The sequence below is a fragment of the Streptomyces antibioticus genome, from assembly GCF_002019855.1.
Classification (GTDB): Bacteria; Actinomycetota; Actinomycetes; order Streptomycetales; family Streptomycetaceae; genus Streptomyces; species Streptomyces antibioticus_B.
In genome coordinates this window covers 6564048-6581856 of record NZ_CM007717.1, presented here as the reverse complement: position 1 = coordinate 6581856, position 17809 = coordinate 6564048, and the positions used below count along the sequence as shown (strand labels likewise).

Here is a 17809-nt window from a genome sequence, read left to right as displayed (position 1 = left end):
GCGGGCCGGCCGGTGTCCATCCACACCGGCCGGCCCGCCCGTCGGGTTCACGGTCTAGAAGGTCAGCTTCCAGCCGTTGATCCGCCCCGTGTCCTGCGCGGCGGTGTCCTGGACGCGCAGCTTCCAGGTGCCGTTGGCGGTCTCGGAGGAGGCGTTCACCGTGTACGTGGTGATGACGTTGTCCGCGGAGTCCGAGGAGCTGGCGGACTTCAGCCGGTAGGCGGTGCCGTCGGGGGCGACCAGGTCGATCACCAGGTCACCGCGGTAGGTGTGGGTGATGTCGACACCGACCTGGAGGGCGCTCGGGGCGTTGCCGGTGCGGCCGGTCACGGTGATCGGGGACTCGACGGCGGCGCCCCGGTCCGGGATCGCCACCACGGTGGAGCTGGAGAAGACGGTGCCGGTCGAGCCGCCGGTGCCGGTCACGGCCGCCACGGTCTTCGCGGCGTCCGCCAGGCCCGCACCGCAGCCGCCCGAGCAGGCGCCGGGCAGGGGACGGGCGTTGTTCTTGATCGCGGTCTCGATCTGCGCCGGGGTGAGCGACGGGTTCGCCGACTTCAGCAGCGCGACCAGGCCCGCGATGTGCGGGGTGGCCATGCTGGTGCCCTGGTAGTAGGCGTAGTTCTCGGAGGACGGCGTCTTGGTGCCGGAGTTCAGCGTGGACAGGATGCCGTTGGCGGTGCCGGTGCTGGTCTGACCGCCGGGGGCCGAGATGTCCACCAGGGAGCCGTAGTTGGAGTAGGACGCCTTGGCGCCGGTGCGGTTGGTCGCGGCGACCGAGATGACGTTGTTGCAGTTGCCGGGCGAGTGGTTCGCCACGTTGTCGCTCTCGTTGCCGGCGGCCACGACGACCGTCGTGCCGCGGTTCACGGCGGCGGTGATCGCGCTCTGGGTCGCCGAAGTGCACGCCCCGTCGCCGCCGAGGCTCATGTTGATGACCTTGGCGACATTGGAGTTGGCGGGGACGCCGGAGACGGTGCCGCCGGACGCCCAGGTGATCGCGTCGATGATGTCGGAGTCGTAGCCGCCGCACTTGCCGAGGACCCGGACCGGGGAGATCTTCGCGCCGTACGCGATGCCCGCGACACCCTTGTTGTTGTTCGTGACGGCGGCGATGGTGCCGGCCACATGGGTGCCGTGCCAGGACGAGGAGGCGGCGGGGACGCCGGATCCGCACTCGTTGGCGTTGTACCAGTCGCCCGGGTCGGCCGGGTTGGCGTCACGTCCGTCGCCGTCGGCGGAGACGGCGGTGTCGCCGATGAAGTCGTAGCCGCCGACGATGTTCGCGGCCAGGTCGGAGTGGGCCACGTAACCGGTGTCGATGACGGCGACGGTGACACCGGCGCCGGTGGTGGTGGCCCACGCGCCGGGCACGTTCATACCGGCCGTGGACTCGAAGAGGTCCCACTGCTTGGCGTACTCGGTGTCGTTGGGGTCCGCCTTGGGGGTGTTGAGGCGGTCCGGGACCACATAAGCGACCTGCGGGTCGGCCTGGTAGCGGGCGACGACGTCGGCGACGTCCGCGCCGGTGAGGTTCTCGCCCAGGTCGACGAGGGCGGCGCCGGTGCCGAGCCGACGGCTGAAGTCGAGTTCCTCGCCGGCCTGTTCGCCCTTGGCGGCGGCGTCGGCCTTCGCGGCGGCGTTCGACGTGGCCTCGGCGGCACCGGACTTGTAGCCGACGATCAGACGCTCGGCCGGGGTGCCGGGCGCGGCCTCGGTCTGCGCCGCGGGAACGGCGGCAGCGGCGGCGGACGAGCCGGGGGCGACGGCCTCCTGGGCGGCGGCCGACGCGGTGGACGCGACGGTGAGCAGGGCGGCGGAGAGCGCCGCGGCGGATATCAGCTTCCGCCGGGGAGCGGGTGTGGGGCGCAAGGGCGTGCCTTTCCTGGCCGGCTCCGGGCAGCGCGGAGCGGCGGTCGAGACGCTTCGACGTCGAAGCGGAGGGGGGTGGGGCGCGAGGGCCGGCCAGAACGCGGCAGCGGACTCGTCCAGGGGTTACCTGTGGGTCGGCTGTGGTGGAACGATAGGCAAAGAAACGGTCACAGGGATACAGGGGAAACCCTCGATCCGGCCGGAAACCCACCCTCCACCTCGGCGACTTGACCGCGGATGCCCTGCTTCGGACCCTCCGGCGGGGCCGCGTACCGGCCCGTCGCCGCGGTGAACGCGCCGGGCCGGATTCCCGTACTGGAGCGGACAGACCGTTCCCGCCGGCCGAGGAGACCTCCCCGATGCCCCGGATGACCACACACCGCACCGCCGCCCTGGCGGCCGCCGCCGTGACCCCGCTCCTGGTGAACCTGTGGGCCGCGGGTCCCGCCCTGGCGCACGGCGCGCCCACGGATCCCGTGAGCCGGGTGTACGGCTGCTCCCCGGACGGCGCGCAGAACGGCACCGCGGCCTGCCGGGCCGCCGTCGCCGCGAACGGCTCCCCGTTCACCGCCTGGGACAACCTGCGCGTCCCGAACGTCAACGGCCGGGACCGGCAGACCGTTCCGGACGGCAAGCTGTGCAGCGGCGGGCTGCCCGCCTACAAGGGGCTCGACCTGGCCCGCTCCGACTGGCCGTCGACGAAGGTGACGCCGGGCGGCACGCTGCGGATGACGTACGCGTCGACGATCCCGCACACGGGCACGTTCAAGCTGTATCTGACCAAGCAGGGCTACGACCCGTCGCGGCCGCTGACCTGGAGCGACCTTCCGGACCGTCCGTTCGCGGAGATCAAGGACCCGAAGCTGACGAACGGCGCGTACCGGTTCGGCGCGCAATTGCCGACCGGCCGGACGGGCCGTCAGGTGCTGTACACGATCTGGCAGAACACCAGCACGCCCGACACGTACTACTCCTGCTCGGACGTGGTGTTCCCGGGCGGCGGCACGGGCGGCGGGGCCGGGGCGCAGAAGGGCGGGACGGCGGCGAAGAAGCCGTCGGCGTCCCCTTCGGCCACACCCACGGCGTCCGCGTCACCGTCGTCGTCCCCGTCCCCCGTCTCCGCGAGTCCGTCGGCGTCGACCGCGGCGGCGGGGACCGGCGGCGACGGTGCGAAGTCCGCCGCCGACACCGGGCAGGGCGCCCCGGTGGCGAACGCCACCGAGGCGGGTTCCGGACCGTCCACCCGCCTGCTGGCGGGTGGCGCGGCCACGGTGCTGGCGCTCACCGGCGCCACGGCTCTGTTCCTGCGCCTGCGCAGGCGCTGAACCGCCTCACATCAGGGGTCAGTTGACGTTGACCGCCGCGCCGCCGCTGGTCACCGGGGCGTACTTCGCGGTGAAGTAGCCGTTGGCGAAGCACAGCGAGGAGCCGGACGACTTGGTGAACTGCTGGGCGGTGAAGGTGATGCTGCTGTCCGTGTTGTCGGACGTGCCGGTCAGGCTGGAGGCCTGGTAGACGCAGTTGATGGAGCCGAGCAGGGTGCGCAGCACCACCGTGGTCTGGATGGTGGAGCCGCTCGCCGGGGTCACGGTGAGGGTGCCGTCCGAGGAGGCGCTCGCCGTGTACGGCAGGTTGTTGACGGTGATGCTGGTGACGCCGAGGACGCCGACCACGTTCGCGCTGCAGTTGCCGAAGGAGTGCGCGGTGAGCGACTCGGTGGCGGTGCCGGGCGCCTCCGGGTTGTCGGTGACGGTGGCGGCGAACTCGGAGCTGGCACAGGAGACGCCGCTGGTGCCGGTCGCGCTGGAGTAGAGGGTGGCGTTGGTGCCGGTGGCCAGCGACGCGTTCAGGACGTCACCGACCGCGACGTCGCCGCCCGCGATGGTGAGGACCGCGCCCGCCGCCGCGGCCGGGGTGATGGCCGGAAGCGTGAGGGCGACAGCGGTGCCGACGACAGCAAGGAGGGGGCGAATACGCATGCGGGTGCCTCTTTCTCAACTGATGACGCTCATGGGGGAGTTGTGGGGGTCGATGGGGGTGATCGGGGGTGATCAGGGGTGATCGGGGGTGATGGGGGGTGATGGCGATCGATGGGGCCGCCGTCGCCGGGCCGGGACGCCTTCTCCGTACGTGAAGGACCGGTGACGGCGGCCGGACGGGACCGGCCGGCGACCGGCCGGAAAGCACGGGGGGTGGGCACTCTCCGGCCGGCCGTGCCGGTTCCGTGGGGGGATGCGGACTCGTGCGCCGACGGCCCGTCGCGGGGACGGGAAACCGCCGGTCGTGATGCGAACGTCCGGGACGCGGCGGAGCACGCCGCGGGAACGGATCCGGCGCCACGGATCCGGGCTGGGCCACCGAGAGTTGTAGACCTGATACTCCGTCAACGTCAATACGTTGTAGGTAAGTTGGCGATGAACACGGTTTTTCCACAACTCCCTTGACCCCTTGGTGTAACCATCGGTAACTTCCTCGATGGCTACTGCCGCGTAACCAGAAAGCCCTTACGTCCTCCGGGAGTCGCAGGGGCGGTGCGCGGCAGCCGCTGTCCGCGCCAGGACAACGCGCCACTGAAGCCCACTTCGCACGACTTCAGCGCATGGGAGCAGACATGGCCTCGTCCTCGGACGTCACGTCGTCCGCCGAGAACACCCCCGGGGAGCCGGAGAACGGATCCGCGGTCAGACGCGGCCGGGTCCGGCTGCGCCGGGCCGCGGTGATGGCGGTGCCCGCCGCCGCGGTCGCCGCCGCACTGGCGGTGCTCACCGCCGAGGGAGCCCTCGGGGTACAGTTCGCGATCTCCGGCATGCCGTTCGTGGTCACCGCCGACAAACTCGAAGGTGAGGGGTTCGCGCAGTTCGGCGGCCTCGACAACATGATCGAGAACAGCCCCAACGAGGGCGACACCGGCGGCCAGGTGCTGGTAGTCACCTCGGTCGTGAAGAACGGCAAGCTGACCAACCTCTGCCAGAGCGTCGACCTCGGCGGCATCCAGCTCGTGCTCACCGCGGGCGACGGCTCCACGCCGGTGAGCGTGAAGAACCTCGCCATCGACTCCGACGACATCACCGGCAACGCCGAGTTCAACAACATCGAGATCGGCCGGGACTCCAGCACCTTCGACAAGGTGCCGATCAAGGGCCCCGAGGGCGTCTACGGCCAGCAGGCGGACAGCGTCGTCATCACCGACCTGTACCAGCACAACTACGCCGCCACCGCCGCCGTCTTCAAACTCCCCAACCTGCACATGCGGTTCGGCGGCAAGGGCTGCCCGCAGTGAGCCGCGCCCAGGAATGGCGGAGCGGCTTCCGGCAGTGGCGGGGCCGCCGGCCCTTCGCGGGCGGGGTCCTGCTCACGCTGGCCGGCGGGGAGATCCTGCTGACCATGAAGGCACCGCTGCCGGTGATCCTGCACGTCGGCATGCAGGGCCTGGCGGGATATCTCCTGCCGGCCCTGATGGTGCTCTGCGGTCTGCTCATCCTCTTCAACCCGGCCCAGCGGCTGTTCTACTCCGTGGTGGCCGTGCTGCTGTCCCTGGGCACCTGGCTCACGTCGAACATCGGCGGCTTCGTCATCGGGATCCTGCTGGGGGTCGTGGGCAGTTGTCTGACCTTCGGCTGGCTGCCCGACCAGGAGCCGAGGGTGAGCCGCCGCGCGCGGCGCGCTGACGCCGGAACCTTTTCGTCGGTCCGATAGTTTCTACATTGCTGTAGAGGTATTTGGATCACGAGCGTCAGGAGCGCACATGGCCCTGTGGGACCGCATCAAGGAGTCCGCGTCGACGATGCAGACCCAGTTGACGGCGAAGAAGAACGACCTGAAAAGCGGTGCCTTCCGGGACGCGAGCATGGCGATGTGCGCCCTGGTCGCGGCGGCGGACGGCACCGTCGACCCCTCCGAGCGGCAGCGCGTGGCCCAGCTCATCGCGGGCAACGAGGTGCTTCAGAACTTCCCCGCCGACGATCTGCGCCGCCGTTTCGAGGCCAACCTCGACAAGCTCACCGCCGACTTCGCCTTCGGCAAGGTGAGCGTGCTCCAGGAGGTGGCCAAGGCCAAGAAGAAGCCGGCCGAGGCACGGGCCGTCGTCCAGATCGGCATCGTCATCGGCGGCGCCGACGGCCACTTCGACAAGGACGAGCAGGCGGTCGTCCGCGAGGCGTGCTACGCCCTCGACCTGCCGCCGCACGAGTTCGACCTCTGAGCGACCCCTTTTCCGTGAGTCCCGGGTGCGGGCCGGACGGCACCACCGGCCCGCCCCCCGGGACTCCCGGTGCCGGGGTCGTCGTAGGCGGCACGGCACCCCGGCGGCGACAAGACCTCAGGTCTGTACGGGCGTTCACTTGACTACCGGTGGTCACTGGCGGTTGGCTCCGAGCCTACGCACGGTCTCCCCCGGTGCCCCACCCCCGCGCACCGGCGGAGCCGGCCCTTCCTCCTGCTCTGCCGCACAGCGAGGTGCAGCCCCCCATGACCACTCCCCGCGCCACCGCCCCGGCCGTTCTGGCCGCCGCCTGTTGTCTCCTCCTCGGTCCCCTGCTCGCCGGCTGCACCGCCGGCGCCCCGCCCGGCCCGGACTCCGGTGCGGCAGGCCGCCCGGCCGGCCGGATCAAGGTCGTCCTGATCACCCACGGGGCCGAGGGCGACGTCTTCTGGGAACGCGTCCGCAAGGGCGCCGAGGCCGCGGCCGCCAAGGACCGCGTCGACCTCACGTACGCGAGCGACGCCGACGCCGCCGGACAGGCCCGACTGGTGCGGGACGCGATCCGCGACCAGGCCGACGGCATCGCGGTGACGCTCGCCAAACCGCGGGCGATGGCGGAGCCGGTGGCCGAGGCCCGGGCCGCCGGGATCCCGGTGGTCGGCCTCAACTCCGGTATCGACGCCTGGCGTTCGGCCGGACTGCTGGAGTACTTCGGCCAGGACGAGAGCCTCGCGGGGCGCGCCGTCGGCGACAGGCTGGACGACCTCGGCGCCGAGCACGCCCTGTGCGTCATCCACGAGCGCGGCAACATCGCCCTGGAGGCGCGCTGCGCCGGTGTGAAGAAGACCTTCGCCGGACGCACCGAGATGCTCTACGTCGACGGCACCGACATGGACGCGATGACCGCGGCCGTGACGGCGGCGCTGCGCCGGAGCCCCGACGTGGACGAAGTGATCACCAACGGGGCGCAGTTCGCGCTCGCCGCGGTGACGTCGGCGAAGCGGGCGGGCAGCGGGGCCCGGGTCGCCACCTTCGACCTCACCGGGGAGCTGGTCGAGGCGGTCCGCGACGGCAGGGTGCAATTCGCGGTGGACCAGCAGCCCTATCTCCAGGGCTATCTGGCCGTGGACGCGCTCTGGCTCCACGAGACCAACGGCAACGTCAGCGGCGGCGGTGTGGCCCCGGTGCTGACGGGCCCCGCCTTCGTCACGAAGGCCGATGTCGCCTCGGTGGCCCGCTTCGCCGCCAACGGCACCCGCTGACCGCTAAGTTGGCCCCGCCCGGACAGCGCGTCCGGCATGCCTCCCCGCTAGGACGACCATGTCTGCACGGACCGGTGCCCGGCCCCGCCGTATCGGCTCCATACGTCTCTCCCTGATCCTCCTCGCCCTGGTGCCCGGCGTCACCCTCGCCGCGATGTGGAGCGTGACGACGATCCAGATGTTCTCGGAGGGACTGCGGCTGCGCGCGCAGACCGAACTGAGCCGGTCGACCGGCGCCATGGGCACCGAGGCCACCCTCGCGCTCCAGCAGGAGCGCAGCCTGTCGGCGGTGTGGCTGGCCACGCCCGAGGGGGCCAGGGCGCCCCTGGAGGCGGCGCGGCTGCGGACGGACGAGGCGGTCGCCCGGCTCGTCTCGCGGGCCGACGACATCCAGCAGGCGCCCGCCCGGGTCCGGGACCGCATGTACTCGGTGGTCGCCTCCGTGAGCAGCCTGGAGTACTACCGGGGACAGGTCGACGACCCCACCGACATCACGGCCGCGCAGGCGCTGGACCAGTACACCTCGATCATCGACGACCAGATCCACGCCTTCCAGGAGCTGTCGCAGGTCGACGACGGCGACCTCGCCTCCCAGGCCGGACCGCTCGTCGCGCTGGAGCACGCGGCGGAACTGGTCTCCGAGGAGGACCTGTACCTCACCCTGGCCGGACCGCGGCGGCGGATGGACGAGCCGACCTGGGCGGCGTTCACCCAGACCGTGAACGCGCGCCGCTGGCTGGTGCGGGACCAGATCGTCCCCACCCTCACCGGTTCCACGAAGACCCGGACCGAGGAGATCCTCCGGAGCGCCCAGTGGCGGACCCTGGAGGCCATCGAGGACCAGGTGCTGGCGGCCCGGCCGGACCGGACCGCGGACGGCGACATCCCGCTGCCGGACGTGGGGAGGCAGTGGCGGGCGGCGCTCGTGAAGGTCTCCGACGCGTACTCGGCGCTCATCCGGCAGGAGACCGGGGCGCTGCTCACCCGCAGCGCGGACGACGCCACCGCGCTGCTGGTCAAGGCGGGCGCGCTGAGCACCGGCGGTCTGGTGGCGCTGCTGCTGTGCGTGGCGATGTCCTGGCGGATCACGCGTTCGCTGTCCCTGCGACTGCGCGGACTGCGGCTGGCCACGCTGAGCCTGGCGCAGGAGCGGCTCCCCGACGTGGTGGCGCGGCTCGACCGGGGAGAGACGGTCGACGTGGACTCGGCGACTCCGCCCCTGGACTACGGCGGCGACGAACTGGGCCAGGTGGCCCAGGCGTTCAACACGGCCCAGCGCACCGCCGTGCACACCGCCGTCGAACTCGCCGACACCCGGCGCGGCTTCCAGAAGGTCATCCTCGGCATCGCCCGGCAGAGCCAGAACCTGGTCAACCTCCAGCTCGGCAAGCTCGACACCCTGGAACGCGCCCACCGGGACCCCGAGGTGCTCCAAGGACTGCGCGAACTCGACTCCACAGCCAGCCAGTTGCGGCGCTACCAGGAGAACCTCGTCATCATCAGCGGGGGCCGGCCCGGCCGCACCTGGCCCGAGCCGGTGGCGCTGGACGACATCCTGCGCGGCGCGGTCGGCGAGGTCGCCGAGTACCGTCGGGTGGAGGTGCGCGCCGCGGAGGAGGCGGCGATCGTGCCGCCCGCCGTGGCCGACGTGATCCATCTGCTGGCCGAGCTGATCGACAACGCGACCTCCTACTCACCGGCGCCCCACCCGGTCGAGGTGCGGGCCGTGCCGGCCGCCGAGGGGCTGGCGATCGAGGTCGAGGACCGCGGGCTCGGTCTGTCCGAGGAGGACTACGCCTCCTTCAACGCCCAGTTGGCGGTGGAGCCGGCGTTCGACGTGGTGGCGCTCGCCGACGACCTGCGGCTCGGCATGTTCGTGATCGCCCGGCTCGCCACGCGGCACGGCGTCTCCGTGACGCTGCGCCCCTCGGCGTACGGCGGGACGACCGCCCTCGTGCTCCTCCCGCCCGACATCGTGGTGCGCGACGAGCGGCCCCGGCCCGCTGCCCCGAGCCCGGCCCCGCTCCCCCGGCGGACCCTGCGCACTCCCCGAGCGAACCTTGTCGTCGAACCGCGCGCAGAGGATCACGACTCGCTCAACTCCCTTGCCGTTTCGGACGACTTCACGGCAGAACGCGCCGCCTCCTCGCTGGGCGCGTTCCAGCGCGGCACGCTCCAGGCCCGCGAGGAAAACACCACCGCGGACACCGACTCGGACACCGACACAGGCACCGACACAGGCACCGCCGCGGACGCGGACACCGGCACGGACGCCGGCCCGCCGAAGACCCCGACCCCCCTCCCTCCCGCCGACCGCTCATGAAGGACACCGCCATGACACTCCCCGTCCCCGCCACCAACCCCCAGCTCGACCAGCTCCTCACCGGCCTGGTCGACCGGGTCGCCGATGTGAACCAGGCCGTCGTGCTCTCCGAGGACGGGATGGTGGTGAGCAAGTCCACGGGGTTCCTGCGCGAGGACGCCGAACGGCTGGCCGCGACCGCCTCCGGCCTGATGAGCCTCAGCAAGGGCGTCAGCATGGACTTCCGGGGCGGCCCGGTGCGGCAGGCGCTCATCGAGATGGCCCACAGCTATCTGATCCTCACCTCGGCGGGACCGGGGGCCAATCTCGTCGTGCTGACCGGCTCCAAGGCGGACGTCGGCGTGGTGGCGTACCAGATGAACATGCTGGTGAAGAAGATCGGCGAGCACCTCAGCGCGGCGCCGCGGAACGGTCTGGGCCGGATCTGACCGGCGCTCAGCGGGCTGTCGCCGATTTCCGGCCAAGCCCGCTGAGCCGATTGACGCCCCTCGGCCTCACCCCTACCTTCTGACCGACTTGCCGAACCACGTTCGAGATATCGACCATACGGCACCGGTTGGAGCACGCATGACTCCCTCGCCCCGCCCGCACCCCTCCCGCCGTCTCGTCCTCGGGATGGCAGCCGCCACGCCGCTGGCCGCGACCGGCGCCCTGACGCTCGGCGCCGGCACCGCCCGGGCGGCCGACGCGGCGTATGTGATGAGCTATTTCACCGAGTCCACCAACCTCGGCGACGGCACCGACTACGGACTGCATCTGGCCGTCAGCACGGACGGACTGCGCTGGACCCCGCTGAACCAGAACAACCCGGTGGTCACACCCACGGAAGGGGCGCTGGGACTGCGCGACCCGTTCGTGCTGCGCAAGCAGGACGGCACGTTCGTGGTGCTCGCCACCGACCTCAAGGGCACCGACTGGAGCTACAACAGCCAGTACATCCACGTCTGGAACTCCACCGACCTGCGCACCTTCACCGGCTACCACCGTCTGAAGCTGCACGCCATGACGACCCACAGCTGGGCCCCGGAGGCGTTCTGGGACGCCGGACGCGGCCGGTACGCGATCATCTACTCGTCGGTGAACTCCAGCGGCCACAACGTGCTGATGGTGAACCACACCACCGACTTCGTGACGGTGTCGGCCCCGCAGGTCTTCTTCGACCCCGGGTACGACGTGATCGACGGCGACATGGCCGTCGGTGTGAACGGCGTCAACTACCTCTACTTCAAGAAGAACCAGACCCTGGTGGGCGCCCGGTCCGCCTCCCTCGACCCGGGCAGCTTCACGGAGTTCAGCACGGGCGTGGCACACGGCGGCACCGAGGCGCCGACCCTGGTCAAGTCCCTCACCACCGGAGACTGGTGGCTCTGGGGGGACACGTACACACCCAACGGCGTCTTCTACGCCTGGCAGTCGGGCGATCTGGCGTCGGGCACCTGGACGCCGCTCGACCAGCGGACCTACACCCAGCCGGTCAACTCCAAGCACTGCGGCATCACGACGATCACCGCGGCCCAGCACACCGCCCTGCTCGCCCACTGGGGCGCCCCGGCCTGGAACCGGCTCAAGTCGTACAACCATCCGGCCCGTTACGTCCGCCACTCCGGCTTCGTCGGCCGGATCGACGTCTACCCGGTCGAGCCGTACAAGGACTCGCTGTGGACGCTGGTGCCGGGCCTCGCGGACAGCTCCGGGGTGTCCTTCCGCTCGGTCAGCCACCCGACCCGCTATCTGCGCCACTACGACTACCAGGTGCGCCTGGACGGCGACGACGGCACGGCCGTGTTCGCGGCCGACGCCACCTTCCACCGTACGGCGGGTCTGGCGGACGCGAGCTGGACGTCCTTCCGGTCGCACAACAACCCGACCCGGTATCTCCGGCACGCCGACTACGTCCTGCGTGTGGACCCGGTGTCGACGGACACGGACCGGCAGGACGCCACCTTCCAGGTCGGCCACTGATCCGCCGTACGCCTCACAACGCGGCCAGTACCGGCAGGAGTTCGGTCGCCGCCGTCACATCGCCGGTGAGCGGGCGGTCGTCCGTGCCGAGCGGCAGGGCGGCCGACGCCACGGCGAACGCGGCGACCGGCGGCGGCGCGGGCAGCAGCCGCAACGCCCGTACGGCGGAGACGAGTTCGCAGGCCAGTACGGTGGCGTAGGCGTCCGTGGCGCGCAGGGTCTGGCGGGCGGCCTGGCCCGCGAAACTGGCCGCCTCCTCCAGGCCCCGGGAGAGGACGGCGTGTCCCACCGAGGCCGGGGCGGCGCACGAACGCAGCTCCGCGAGCGCCGAGTTGGCGGTGTACTCCAGGATCATCGTGCCCGAGCTGCTCGCGGGCCCGACGGCGAGGAAGGCGGACAGTCCGGTGAGCCCCGGGTCGCCGAGCGCGGTGAGCCGGGCGGCGGAGAGCTGGGCGGTCTGGAGCAGGGCGAGGTTCGCCGCGTCCAGGGCCAGGCCCAGGGGCGCGGCGAAGAAGCCGCCGTGGTGGTAGGCGGCGGTGCCGTCGAGGGTGATGACGGGGTTCTCCGAGGGGCAGTTGACCTCCACCTCGACGGTCTCGCGCAGCCGGTCGGCGGCGTCCAGGGCACAGCCGTGGGCCTGCGGGAAGGCCCGGAAGCCGAACGGGTCCTGGATCCGCCGGCCGGGCGGCCCCGAGGCCCGCTCGTCGAGCCCGAGGTGGCGCCGTACCTCGGCGGCGGCGCGGGCGGCGCCGGGGTAGGGCCGCAGCGCGTGCACGGGCGCCGCGTACGCCTCCGCCGAGCCGGACACGGCGGCCAGCGACAGCGCGGCGACGACATGGGTGGCCCGCAGGAGGGTGTCCAGCCCGGACTGCGCGAGGGCGGCCTGTCCGAGCGCGAGCGCGTTGCTGCTGAGCAGGGCGAGCGCGTCACCGGGGCGGAGGGTGACGGGTGCGGGCAGCGCGGCGGGCCCCGCCGGGACGACGGGCGGGGCGTCCTCCGGCGCGGGTCCGCCCTGGAGCACCGCGGGCTGCACCGCCGACGGCAACTCCCCCTTCATCCAAGGGCGTTCGCCGATGAGCGTGAGGCCGGTCTGGGCGAGGGCCGTGAGGTCGCCGGTGCCCACGGCGCCGTACTCGTGGACCTCCGGGTGGACGCCCAGGCGCAGGGCCTCGGTGAGGGCGTCGATGAAGGCGGGCTGGATGCCGGAGCCGCCGGCGAGGAGCTGGTTGGCGCGGACGGCGAGCATCGCGCGGACCTGGCGGGCCGGAAGCAGCGCCCCGGCGCCGCCCGCGTGGCTGCGCAGCAGCCGCAGCCCGTGCGCGCGCTCGTCGTGCGGGTCGACCGGCACGGAGCGCTGCGCGCCGACGCCGGTGCCGCGGCCGTAGAGGCTCCCGGTGGCGGCGAGGCGTTCGGCGGCGCGCCAGGAGCGCAGGGCACGGTCCCGTGCCTCGGGGGCGACGGCGGGCACGGCCGCACCGTCGGCGAGCGCGATCAGCTCGCCGACGGTGAGGGTGGTGCCGTTCAGGACGACCCGGCCGGGGCCGTCCGGTGTGCGCTCCACGGGTGGTTCAGGGGTCGGGCCGGGATCAGTCCAGGCCCACCGACTTCAGCCACTCCTTGGCGACGTCCAGCGGGTCCTTGCTCTCCAACTGCACCTGGGAATCCAGGTCGAGCAGGGTCTTGGTGTCCAGCTTGGCGGAGACGGCGTTCAGCGCGTCGATCGCCTCCTGGGTGAGGCCGCTCTTGTAGGCGAGGGGCGTCACGTTGGCGAAGCCGAAGAGGTTCTCCGGGTCCTGGAGGACGACGAACTTCTCCTTGGTGATCGTCGGGTCCGTGGTGAAGATGTCCGCCGCCTGCACGGTGTTCTTCTTCAGCGCCGCCTGGGTCAGCGGGCCGCCCGCGTCGAGCGCCTTGAAGGACTTGAACTTCAGCCCGTACACCGACTCCAGGCCGACCATGCCCTGCTGGCGGGTCTGGAACTCGGGCGAGCCGCCGAGGATCAGCTCGGGGGCGATGTCCTTGAGGTCGGCGAGCGTCGACTCACCGGTGAGGTTGTACTTCTTGGCGGTCTCCGCGTTGATCGTGACGGAGTCCTTGTCCTCGGCCGGCGAGGACTCCAGCAGCGTCAGCTTGGAGTCGAGCTTGGCCGACGCGGCCGCGTTCACGGTCGCGAGGGACTTCTGCTCGGCCTTGGGGTCGAGGTAGGCGAGCAGCGAGCCGTTGTACTCCGGCAGAACGGTGATGGAACCGTTCTTGAGCAGGCCGTACGTCGTCTCGCGGCTGCCGATGTTGGGCTTGTAGGAGACCTTGATGCCCTTGGCCTTCAGGGCCTCGCCGTAGATGTCGGCGAGCAGGATGCTCTCGGCGAAGTTGTTGGACCCGACGACGACGGTGCCGCCGGCCGCCTTGTCACCGGCCAGGGGGTCGTCGGCGGTGTCGTCGGACGAGGAGGAACATCCCGCCAGCAGGGCCGCGCTCGCGGCGAGCGCGACGGCCGCCGCGCCGGGGTGGTTCCTGAAGGACCTGGACCTGCTGCTGTGGGCGTTGGAAGTCACGGTTCCGTTCCGAGCTCTGGGGGGCGAGGACGTGTCGCGGTGGAGCTGTCGAGGCGCGCCGTCGGCACGGTCGGACCGGTGGACGGGCGAACGCTCTGGCCTGATCCAATCCACCCCGTTCTCGGTCAGTCAAGTGCGGTCCATCTGTCGATTGGGTTCGTTTCATGGGGACTTGTGTGTTGTTCGGCCGCCAATCGTGCAGAACCTGGGGGCGCTTCGTAATGGATTCTTGACGTAGGGCAACACACGGGGCCGTACAAAGAAGCGATAGTGTCCCCAGAGTTGACGTCAACCACGGCGGTGTGCGGGGGCCGCTCGGGTGCCGTTCCGTACATCCGGTCACACGCGTGCCCGTCATCACGCTCGCAACACCCCCTTGAAGGAGGCCCGGTGTCCACGAAAGAGGTGGACGCGCCCGCCCGGTCGGCCCGTTCGGCACCGTCGTCCCCGCGACGGGGACTGCGGGGATTCGCCGACCGATGGCCCTTCCAGCGCAAGCTGAACGTACTCGTCGGTATCCCGCTGACGGTGATCGCCCTGCTCCTCACGTACCTGATCGTCGATCTGGTGCAGGAGTCCAACCGTGCCGAGTCGGCGGCCCAACTGGTGCGGGACAGCGCCCAGGTGGCCCAGCTCGTCGCCGAACTCCAGGACGAGCACCAGCAGGCGGTCCTGCTCTCCGTGCGCTACCAGGCGTCCTTCGACGGGGGCACGCCCTCCACCGACGCCTACCGGCAGTCCCAGCTCGCCGTCGACGCGCAGGTCCGCAAGGTGGTCGACGCCTTCGGCGACCGGCTGCCCGACACCGAGGCACAGGCGCTGCGCGAGGTCCAGGGCCTGGCCGGCCTGCGGGACACCATCGAGCAGGGCTATCTGCCCGCCGACAACATCGACCCGGCGTACGCGAACGCGGCCAAGGCCCTCATCGACGGCCTCGGTCTGGACCGCAACACCGGTCTGGCGACCACCTTCACCGGCAACCTGCTCGACTCGCTGCTGCGCGCCGACGCCGCGCACGGCGCCTACGAGACCGGTGTGTTCTCCGCCCGGACCGGTGACAGCAACGCGCTCATCGAGTTCACCGGCGCGGTCGGCTCCTACGAGGTGTACCAGTACCAGGCCGAGCGGTTCGCCCGGTTCGCCACCGAGGCGCAGACCGACCGGCTGCACGGCATCGAGCACAACTCCTCGCAGGCGGTGATCGGCCAGCACTTCGCCGAACTCGCCGTGGATCCCTCGGCGTTGCAGGCGGAGTCCAAGGCCGACATCCGGACCGCGTTCCGGGCGGCCCTCGCCTCCTACCCCGAGTACAGCGCGCAGTCCGAGACACGGCTGAAGATCACCACGTCGCTGATCGACGACATCGCCGACCGCGCCGACGAGGCCGCCTCCAGCGCCGAGTTGCGCGCGGGCCTGCTGCTGAACCTGGCGCTGCTCAGCTTCGTCCTGTGGATCGCCTTCTCCGTGCTGGTCCGCCGTTCCGTGGTCCGGCCGGTGCTGGCGCTGACCGGCGCCGCGCAGGAGGTCGCCGACATCGCCGGGCGCGAGCTGGCCCGGGTGGCCGACGACGACGCCGAGGAGTCCGGCCCGCCGAAGCTGCGCGAACTGCCGGTCACCGCCGACGACGAGATCGGTGAACTCGCCGAGGCGTTCAACAACGTGCAGACCACCGCGGCCGCCCTGCTGGAGCGCCAGGTGCTCAGCCGGCGCAACGTCGCCGAGATGTTCGGCAACGTCGGCCGCCGCGTCAGCAACCTGACCACCCGTCAGCTCGCCCTGATCGACGCGGTGGAGCGCGGCGAGACCGACCCGGCGCTGCTCGAACGCCTCTACTCCATCGACCACATCGCCGTCCGGCTGCGCCGCAACGCCGACAGCCTGATGCTGCTCGCCGGCATCCGCGAGACCGTCCTCGACTCCGGTCCGACCGCGCTCACCAACGTGGTGCGCGCCGCGCTCGGCCAGATCGAGGGCTTCCAGCGGGTACGCCTGTACGCCGGTTCCGAGACGATCGTGGAGCCCGACATCATCGGCGACCTCACGCTGATGATCGCCGAACTCCTGGAGAACGCCGTGTCGTTCTCGCCCGAGGGCAGCGCCGTCGAGGTGGCGGTGGACTCCGCGGAGGGCGGCGCGACGATCACCGTGGCCGACCACGGCCTCGGCATGAGCGCCGAGCGGCTGGCCGAGGAGAACGCCCGTCTGGTGCGCCGTGAGCGTCTCGACCTGGTGCCGACGAAGGTGCTCGGCCTGTTCGTGGTCGGCGCCCTGGCCCGCCGCTGGGACATCGACGTCGCCCTCTCCCGCACCCCGGGCGGCGGTGTGACGGCCGAGGTGACCATCCCGTCGTCCCTGCTGCTGACGCTGAGCGGTGTGGACGGACCGGCGGACGCCTCGGCTCCGGCCGAGCTGCCCGCCCCGTCGGCGCCGTCGTCGGGCCCGTCCCGCGCGTCCTCCGTACCGTCCTGGGCCGTCACCGAGGACACCGAGGAGGCCGGCCCGCTCCCCCGCCGCGTGCCACGCCGCGAGCAGGAGCAGGAGCAGGAACAGGAACAGGAGACGGCCGCGGAGCACGAGTCCGTCGGGGAGGCGTCCTCCGAGGCGACCGCCCCGCAGGGGACCGCCGACGCACCCGACCCGGTGACCTCCGTCCCGCCGGCGGCCCCCGTGCGCTCCGGCGTCCCGGCCGTCCCGACCCCCCGCACCAGCTCCGAGGGCACCTCGCCCCTGGCCACCGCCCCGGAGCCGAAGCAAGAACCGGCGCCCGCACGGGCGCCCGCACCGGCACCCGCACCCGCACCCGCACCCGCACCCGACCGCACACCCGCCAACGGCCACGCCTCACCCGGCGCTGCCACAGCCACCGGCGACGACGGCCCCCGCCCCCTGCGCCGCCGGGTGCGCGGAGCGACCCTGCGGACCACCGCGGACGCCGCTCAGCAGGCGGCCCGCCAGGCCGCCCGCCCCGCCGACGCGGACGCCGTCCGCAGCGCGCTGGAGGAGTTCGAGGCGGCCGTCGAACGCGCCCACCGCGACTCCGTCGGCGACACCGGCGAACACGCACGGCCGCACCCGCAGCCGACCCCCGAGCCCACCCCCACCGAGCACCACCAGAACCACCAGAACCACCTTCCGGAAGGAGCCGAGCAGTGAGCACGTCGACAGGTGAGACTCCCTCGGGAGACGCCACGCCGACCGATCTGCGCGCCGCCGCAGCCGACTTCACCTGGCTGCTCAACCGTTTCGCCACCGAGACGGCCGGCGTCGTGGACGCGATCGCGGTGTCCTCCGACGGCCTGCTGATCGCCGTGTCGGAACTACGCGAGCACGCCGACTCCGAGCGGCTGGCCGCGATCGTCTCCGGCATCACCAGCCTCGCCGCGGGCGCCTCCGGCAACTACGGCCTGGGCGGTCTGAACAAGGTCATCATCGATCTGGAGGGCGGTCACGTCCTGGTCTCCGCGATCGGCAGCGGCGCCGTGCTCGGCGTGGTCACCGACAAGGAGGCCAAGCTGGGCAACATCGCCTACGAGATGACGGTGTTCGCCAACCGCGCGGGCACCGCGCTCAGTCCGCAGCTCGTGCTGGAGCTGAAGAACAGCGTCGGCGCCACGCGGACGCGCTGAGCGTCCGG

14 protein-coding genes are annotated in these 17809 nt (G+C 71.8%); 10 read left to right on the top strand and 4 right to left on the bottom strand.

The annotated features are described in order from the left end of the window. Nucleotides 1-54: 54 nt before the first annotated feature. Nucleotides 55-1872, bottom strand: coding sequence for a S8 family peptidase (locus AFM16_RS29835; protein WP_030793160.1), 1818 nt, complete (start codon nt 1870-1872; stop codon nt 55-57). 359 nt (nt 1873-2231) lie between these two features. On the opposite strand from AFM16_RS29835, the gene AFM16_RS29830 reads away from it, so the two are divergent. Continuing rightward, on the top strand, nt 2232-3197 hold the full coding sequence (locus AFM16_RS29830; RefSeq protein WP_078635399.1) for a lytic polysaccharide monooxygenase: 966 nt from the start codon (nt 2232-2234) through the stop codon (nt 3195-3197). 18 nt (nt 3198-3215) lie between these two features. Here the strand turns inward: AFM16_RS29830 and AFM16_RS29825 are convergent, their stop codons facing one another. Continuing rightward, nucleotides 3216-3851: a Tat pathway signal sequence domain protein gene (locus AFM16_RS29825; RefSeq protein ID WP_078635397.1), complete on the bottom strand. Its 636-nt coding sequence runs from the start codon at nt 3849-3851 to the stop codon at nt 3216-3218. A 632-nt stretch (nt 3852-4483) separates the two neighbouring features. Between AFM16_RS29825 and AFM16_RS29820 the strand changes: the two genes are divergently transcribed. From AFM16_RS29820 to AFM16_RS29790, 7 genes are all read left to right on the top strand, one after another. Next, the gene (locus AFM16_RS29820) at nt 4484-5152 is read left to right on the top strand and encodes a DUF6230 family protein (RefSeq protein WP_078635394.1); all 669 of its coding nucleotides are present in this window, start codon (nt 4484-4486) and stop codon (nt 5150-5152) included. After that, nucleotides 5149-5568 carry a DUF6114 domain-containing protein gene (locus tag AFM16_RS29815; RefSeq protein WP_179123322.1) on the top strand — a complete coding sequence of 140 codons (420 nt, stop codon included), beginning with the start codon at nt 5149-5151 and terminating at the stop codon, nt 5566-5568. The genes AFM16_RS29820 and AFM16_RS29815 overlap by 4 nt, the downstream gene beginning before the upstream one ends. A gap of 49 nt (nt 5569-5617) precedes the next feature. Then, nucleotides 5618-6073, top strand: coding sequence for a tellurite resistance TerB family protein (locus AFM16_RS29810; RefSeq protein WP_030793173.1), 456 nt, complete (start codon nt 5618-5620; stop codon nt 6071-6073). Nucleotides 6074-6339: 266 nt separating this feature from the next. Continuing rightward, a complete protein-coding gene (locus AFM16_RS29805) occupies nt 6340-7335 on the top strand; it encodes a substrate-binding domain-containing protein (RefSeq protein ID WP_030793174.1) in 996 nt (331 codons plus the stop codon). A gap of 58 nt (nt 7336-7393) precedes the next feature. Next, nucleotides 7394-9658 carry a sensor histidine kinase gene (locus tag AFM16_RS29800; RefSeq protein ID WP_078635389.1) on the top strand — a complete coding sequence of 755 codons (2265 nt, stop codon included), beginning with the start codon at nt 7394-7396 and terminating at the stop codon, nt 9656-9658. Nucleotides 9659-9669: 11 nt separating this feature from the next. Beyond that, the gene (locus AFM16_RS29795; RefSeq protein ID WP_030793179.1) at nt 9670-10086 is read left to right on the top strand and encodes a roadblock/LC7 domain-containing protein; all 417 of its coding nucleotides are present in this window, start codon (nt 9670-9672) and stop codon (nt 10084-10086) included. A 139-nt stretch (nt 10087-10225) separates the two neighbouring features. Continuing rightward, complete coding sequence (locus tag AFM16_RS29790) at nt 10226-11620, top strand: glycoside hydrolase family 43 protein (RefSeq protein WP_078635386.1); 1395 nt, start codon at nt 10226-10228, stop codon at nt 11618-11620. Between the two features lie 13 nt (nt 11621-11633). Here the strand turns inward: AFM16_RS29790 and AFM16_RS29785 are convergent, their stop codons facing one another. Beyond that, complete coding sequence (locus AFM16_RS29785; RefSeq protein WP_078635383.1) at nt 11634-13181, bottom strand: aromatic amino acid ammonia-lyase; 1548 nt, start codon at nt 13179-13181, stop codon at nt 11634-11636. A 25-nt stretch (nt 13182-13206) separates the two neighbouring features. Continuing rightward, complete coding sequence (locus AFM16_RS29780; RefSeq protein ID WP_030793188.1) at nt 13207-14175, bottom strand: ABC transporter substrate-binding protein; 969 nt, start codon at nt 14173-14175, stop codon at nt 13207-13209. Between the two features lie 390 nt (nt 14176-14565). Here AFM16_RS29780 and AFM16_RS29775 point away from each other — a divergent pair, with 390 nt between their 5' ends. Both AFM16_RS29775 and AFM16_RS29770 read left to right on the top strand, forming a co-directional pair. Next, nucleotides 14566-17328, top strand: a complete 2763-nt coding sequence (locus AFM16_RS29775; RefSeq protein WP_078635380.1) for a sensor histidine kinase — start codon at nt 14566-14568, stop codon at nt 17326-17328. Then, nucleotides 17325-17801, top strand: coding sequence for a roadblock/LC7 domain-containing protein (locus AFM16_RS29770; protein WP_030793193.1), 477 nt, complete (start codon nt 17325-17327; stop codon nt 17799-17801). The genes AFM16_RS29775 and AFM16_RS29770 overlap by 4 nt, the downstream gene beginning before the upstream one ends. Nucleotides 17802-17809 lie beyond the last annotated feature (8 nt).

Coding starts and splice junctions, on each gene's coding strand:
- AFM16_RS29830 (WP_078635399.1), top strand. CDS start 2,232: ATGCCCCGGATGACCACACACCGCACCGCCGCCCTGGCGGCCGCCGCC.
- AFM16_RS29825 (WP_078635397.1), bottom strand. CDS start 3,851: ATGCGTATTCGCCCCCTCCTTGCTGTCGTCGGCACCGCTGTCGCCCTC.
- AFM16_RS29820 (WP_078635394.1), top strand. CDS start 4,484: ATGGCCTCGTCCTCGGACGTCACGTCGTCCGCCGAGAACACCCCCGGG.
- AFM16_RS29810 (WP_030793173.1), top strand. CDS start 5,618: ATGGCCCTGTGGGACCGCATCAAGGAGTCCGCGTCGACGATGCAGACC.
- AFM16_RS29805 (WP_030793174.1), top strand. CDS start 6,340: ATGACCACTCCCCGCGCCACCGCCCCGGCCGTTCTGGCCGCCGCCTGT.
- AFM16_RS29800 (WP_078635389.1), top strand. CDS start 7,394: ATGTCTGCACGGACCGGTGCCCGGCCCCGCCGTATCGGCTCCATACGT.
- AFM16_RS29795 (WP_030793179.1), top strand. CDS start 9,670: ATGACACTCCCCGTCCCCGCCACCAACCCCCAGCTCGACCAGCTCCTC.
- AFM16_RS29790 (WP_078635386.1), top strand. CDS start 10,226: ATGACTCCCTCGCCCCGCCCGCACCCCTCCCGCCGTCTCGTCCTCGGG.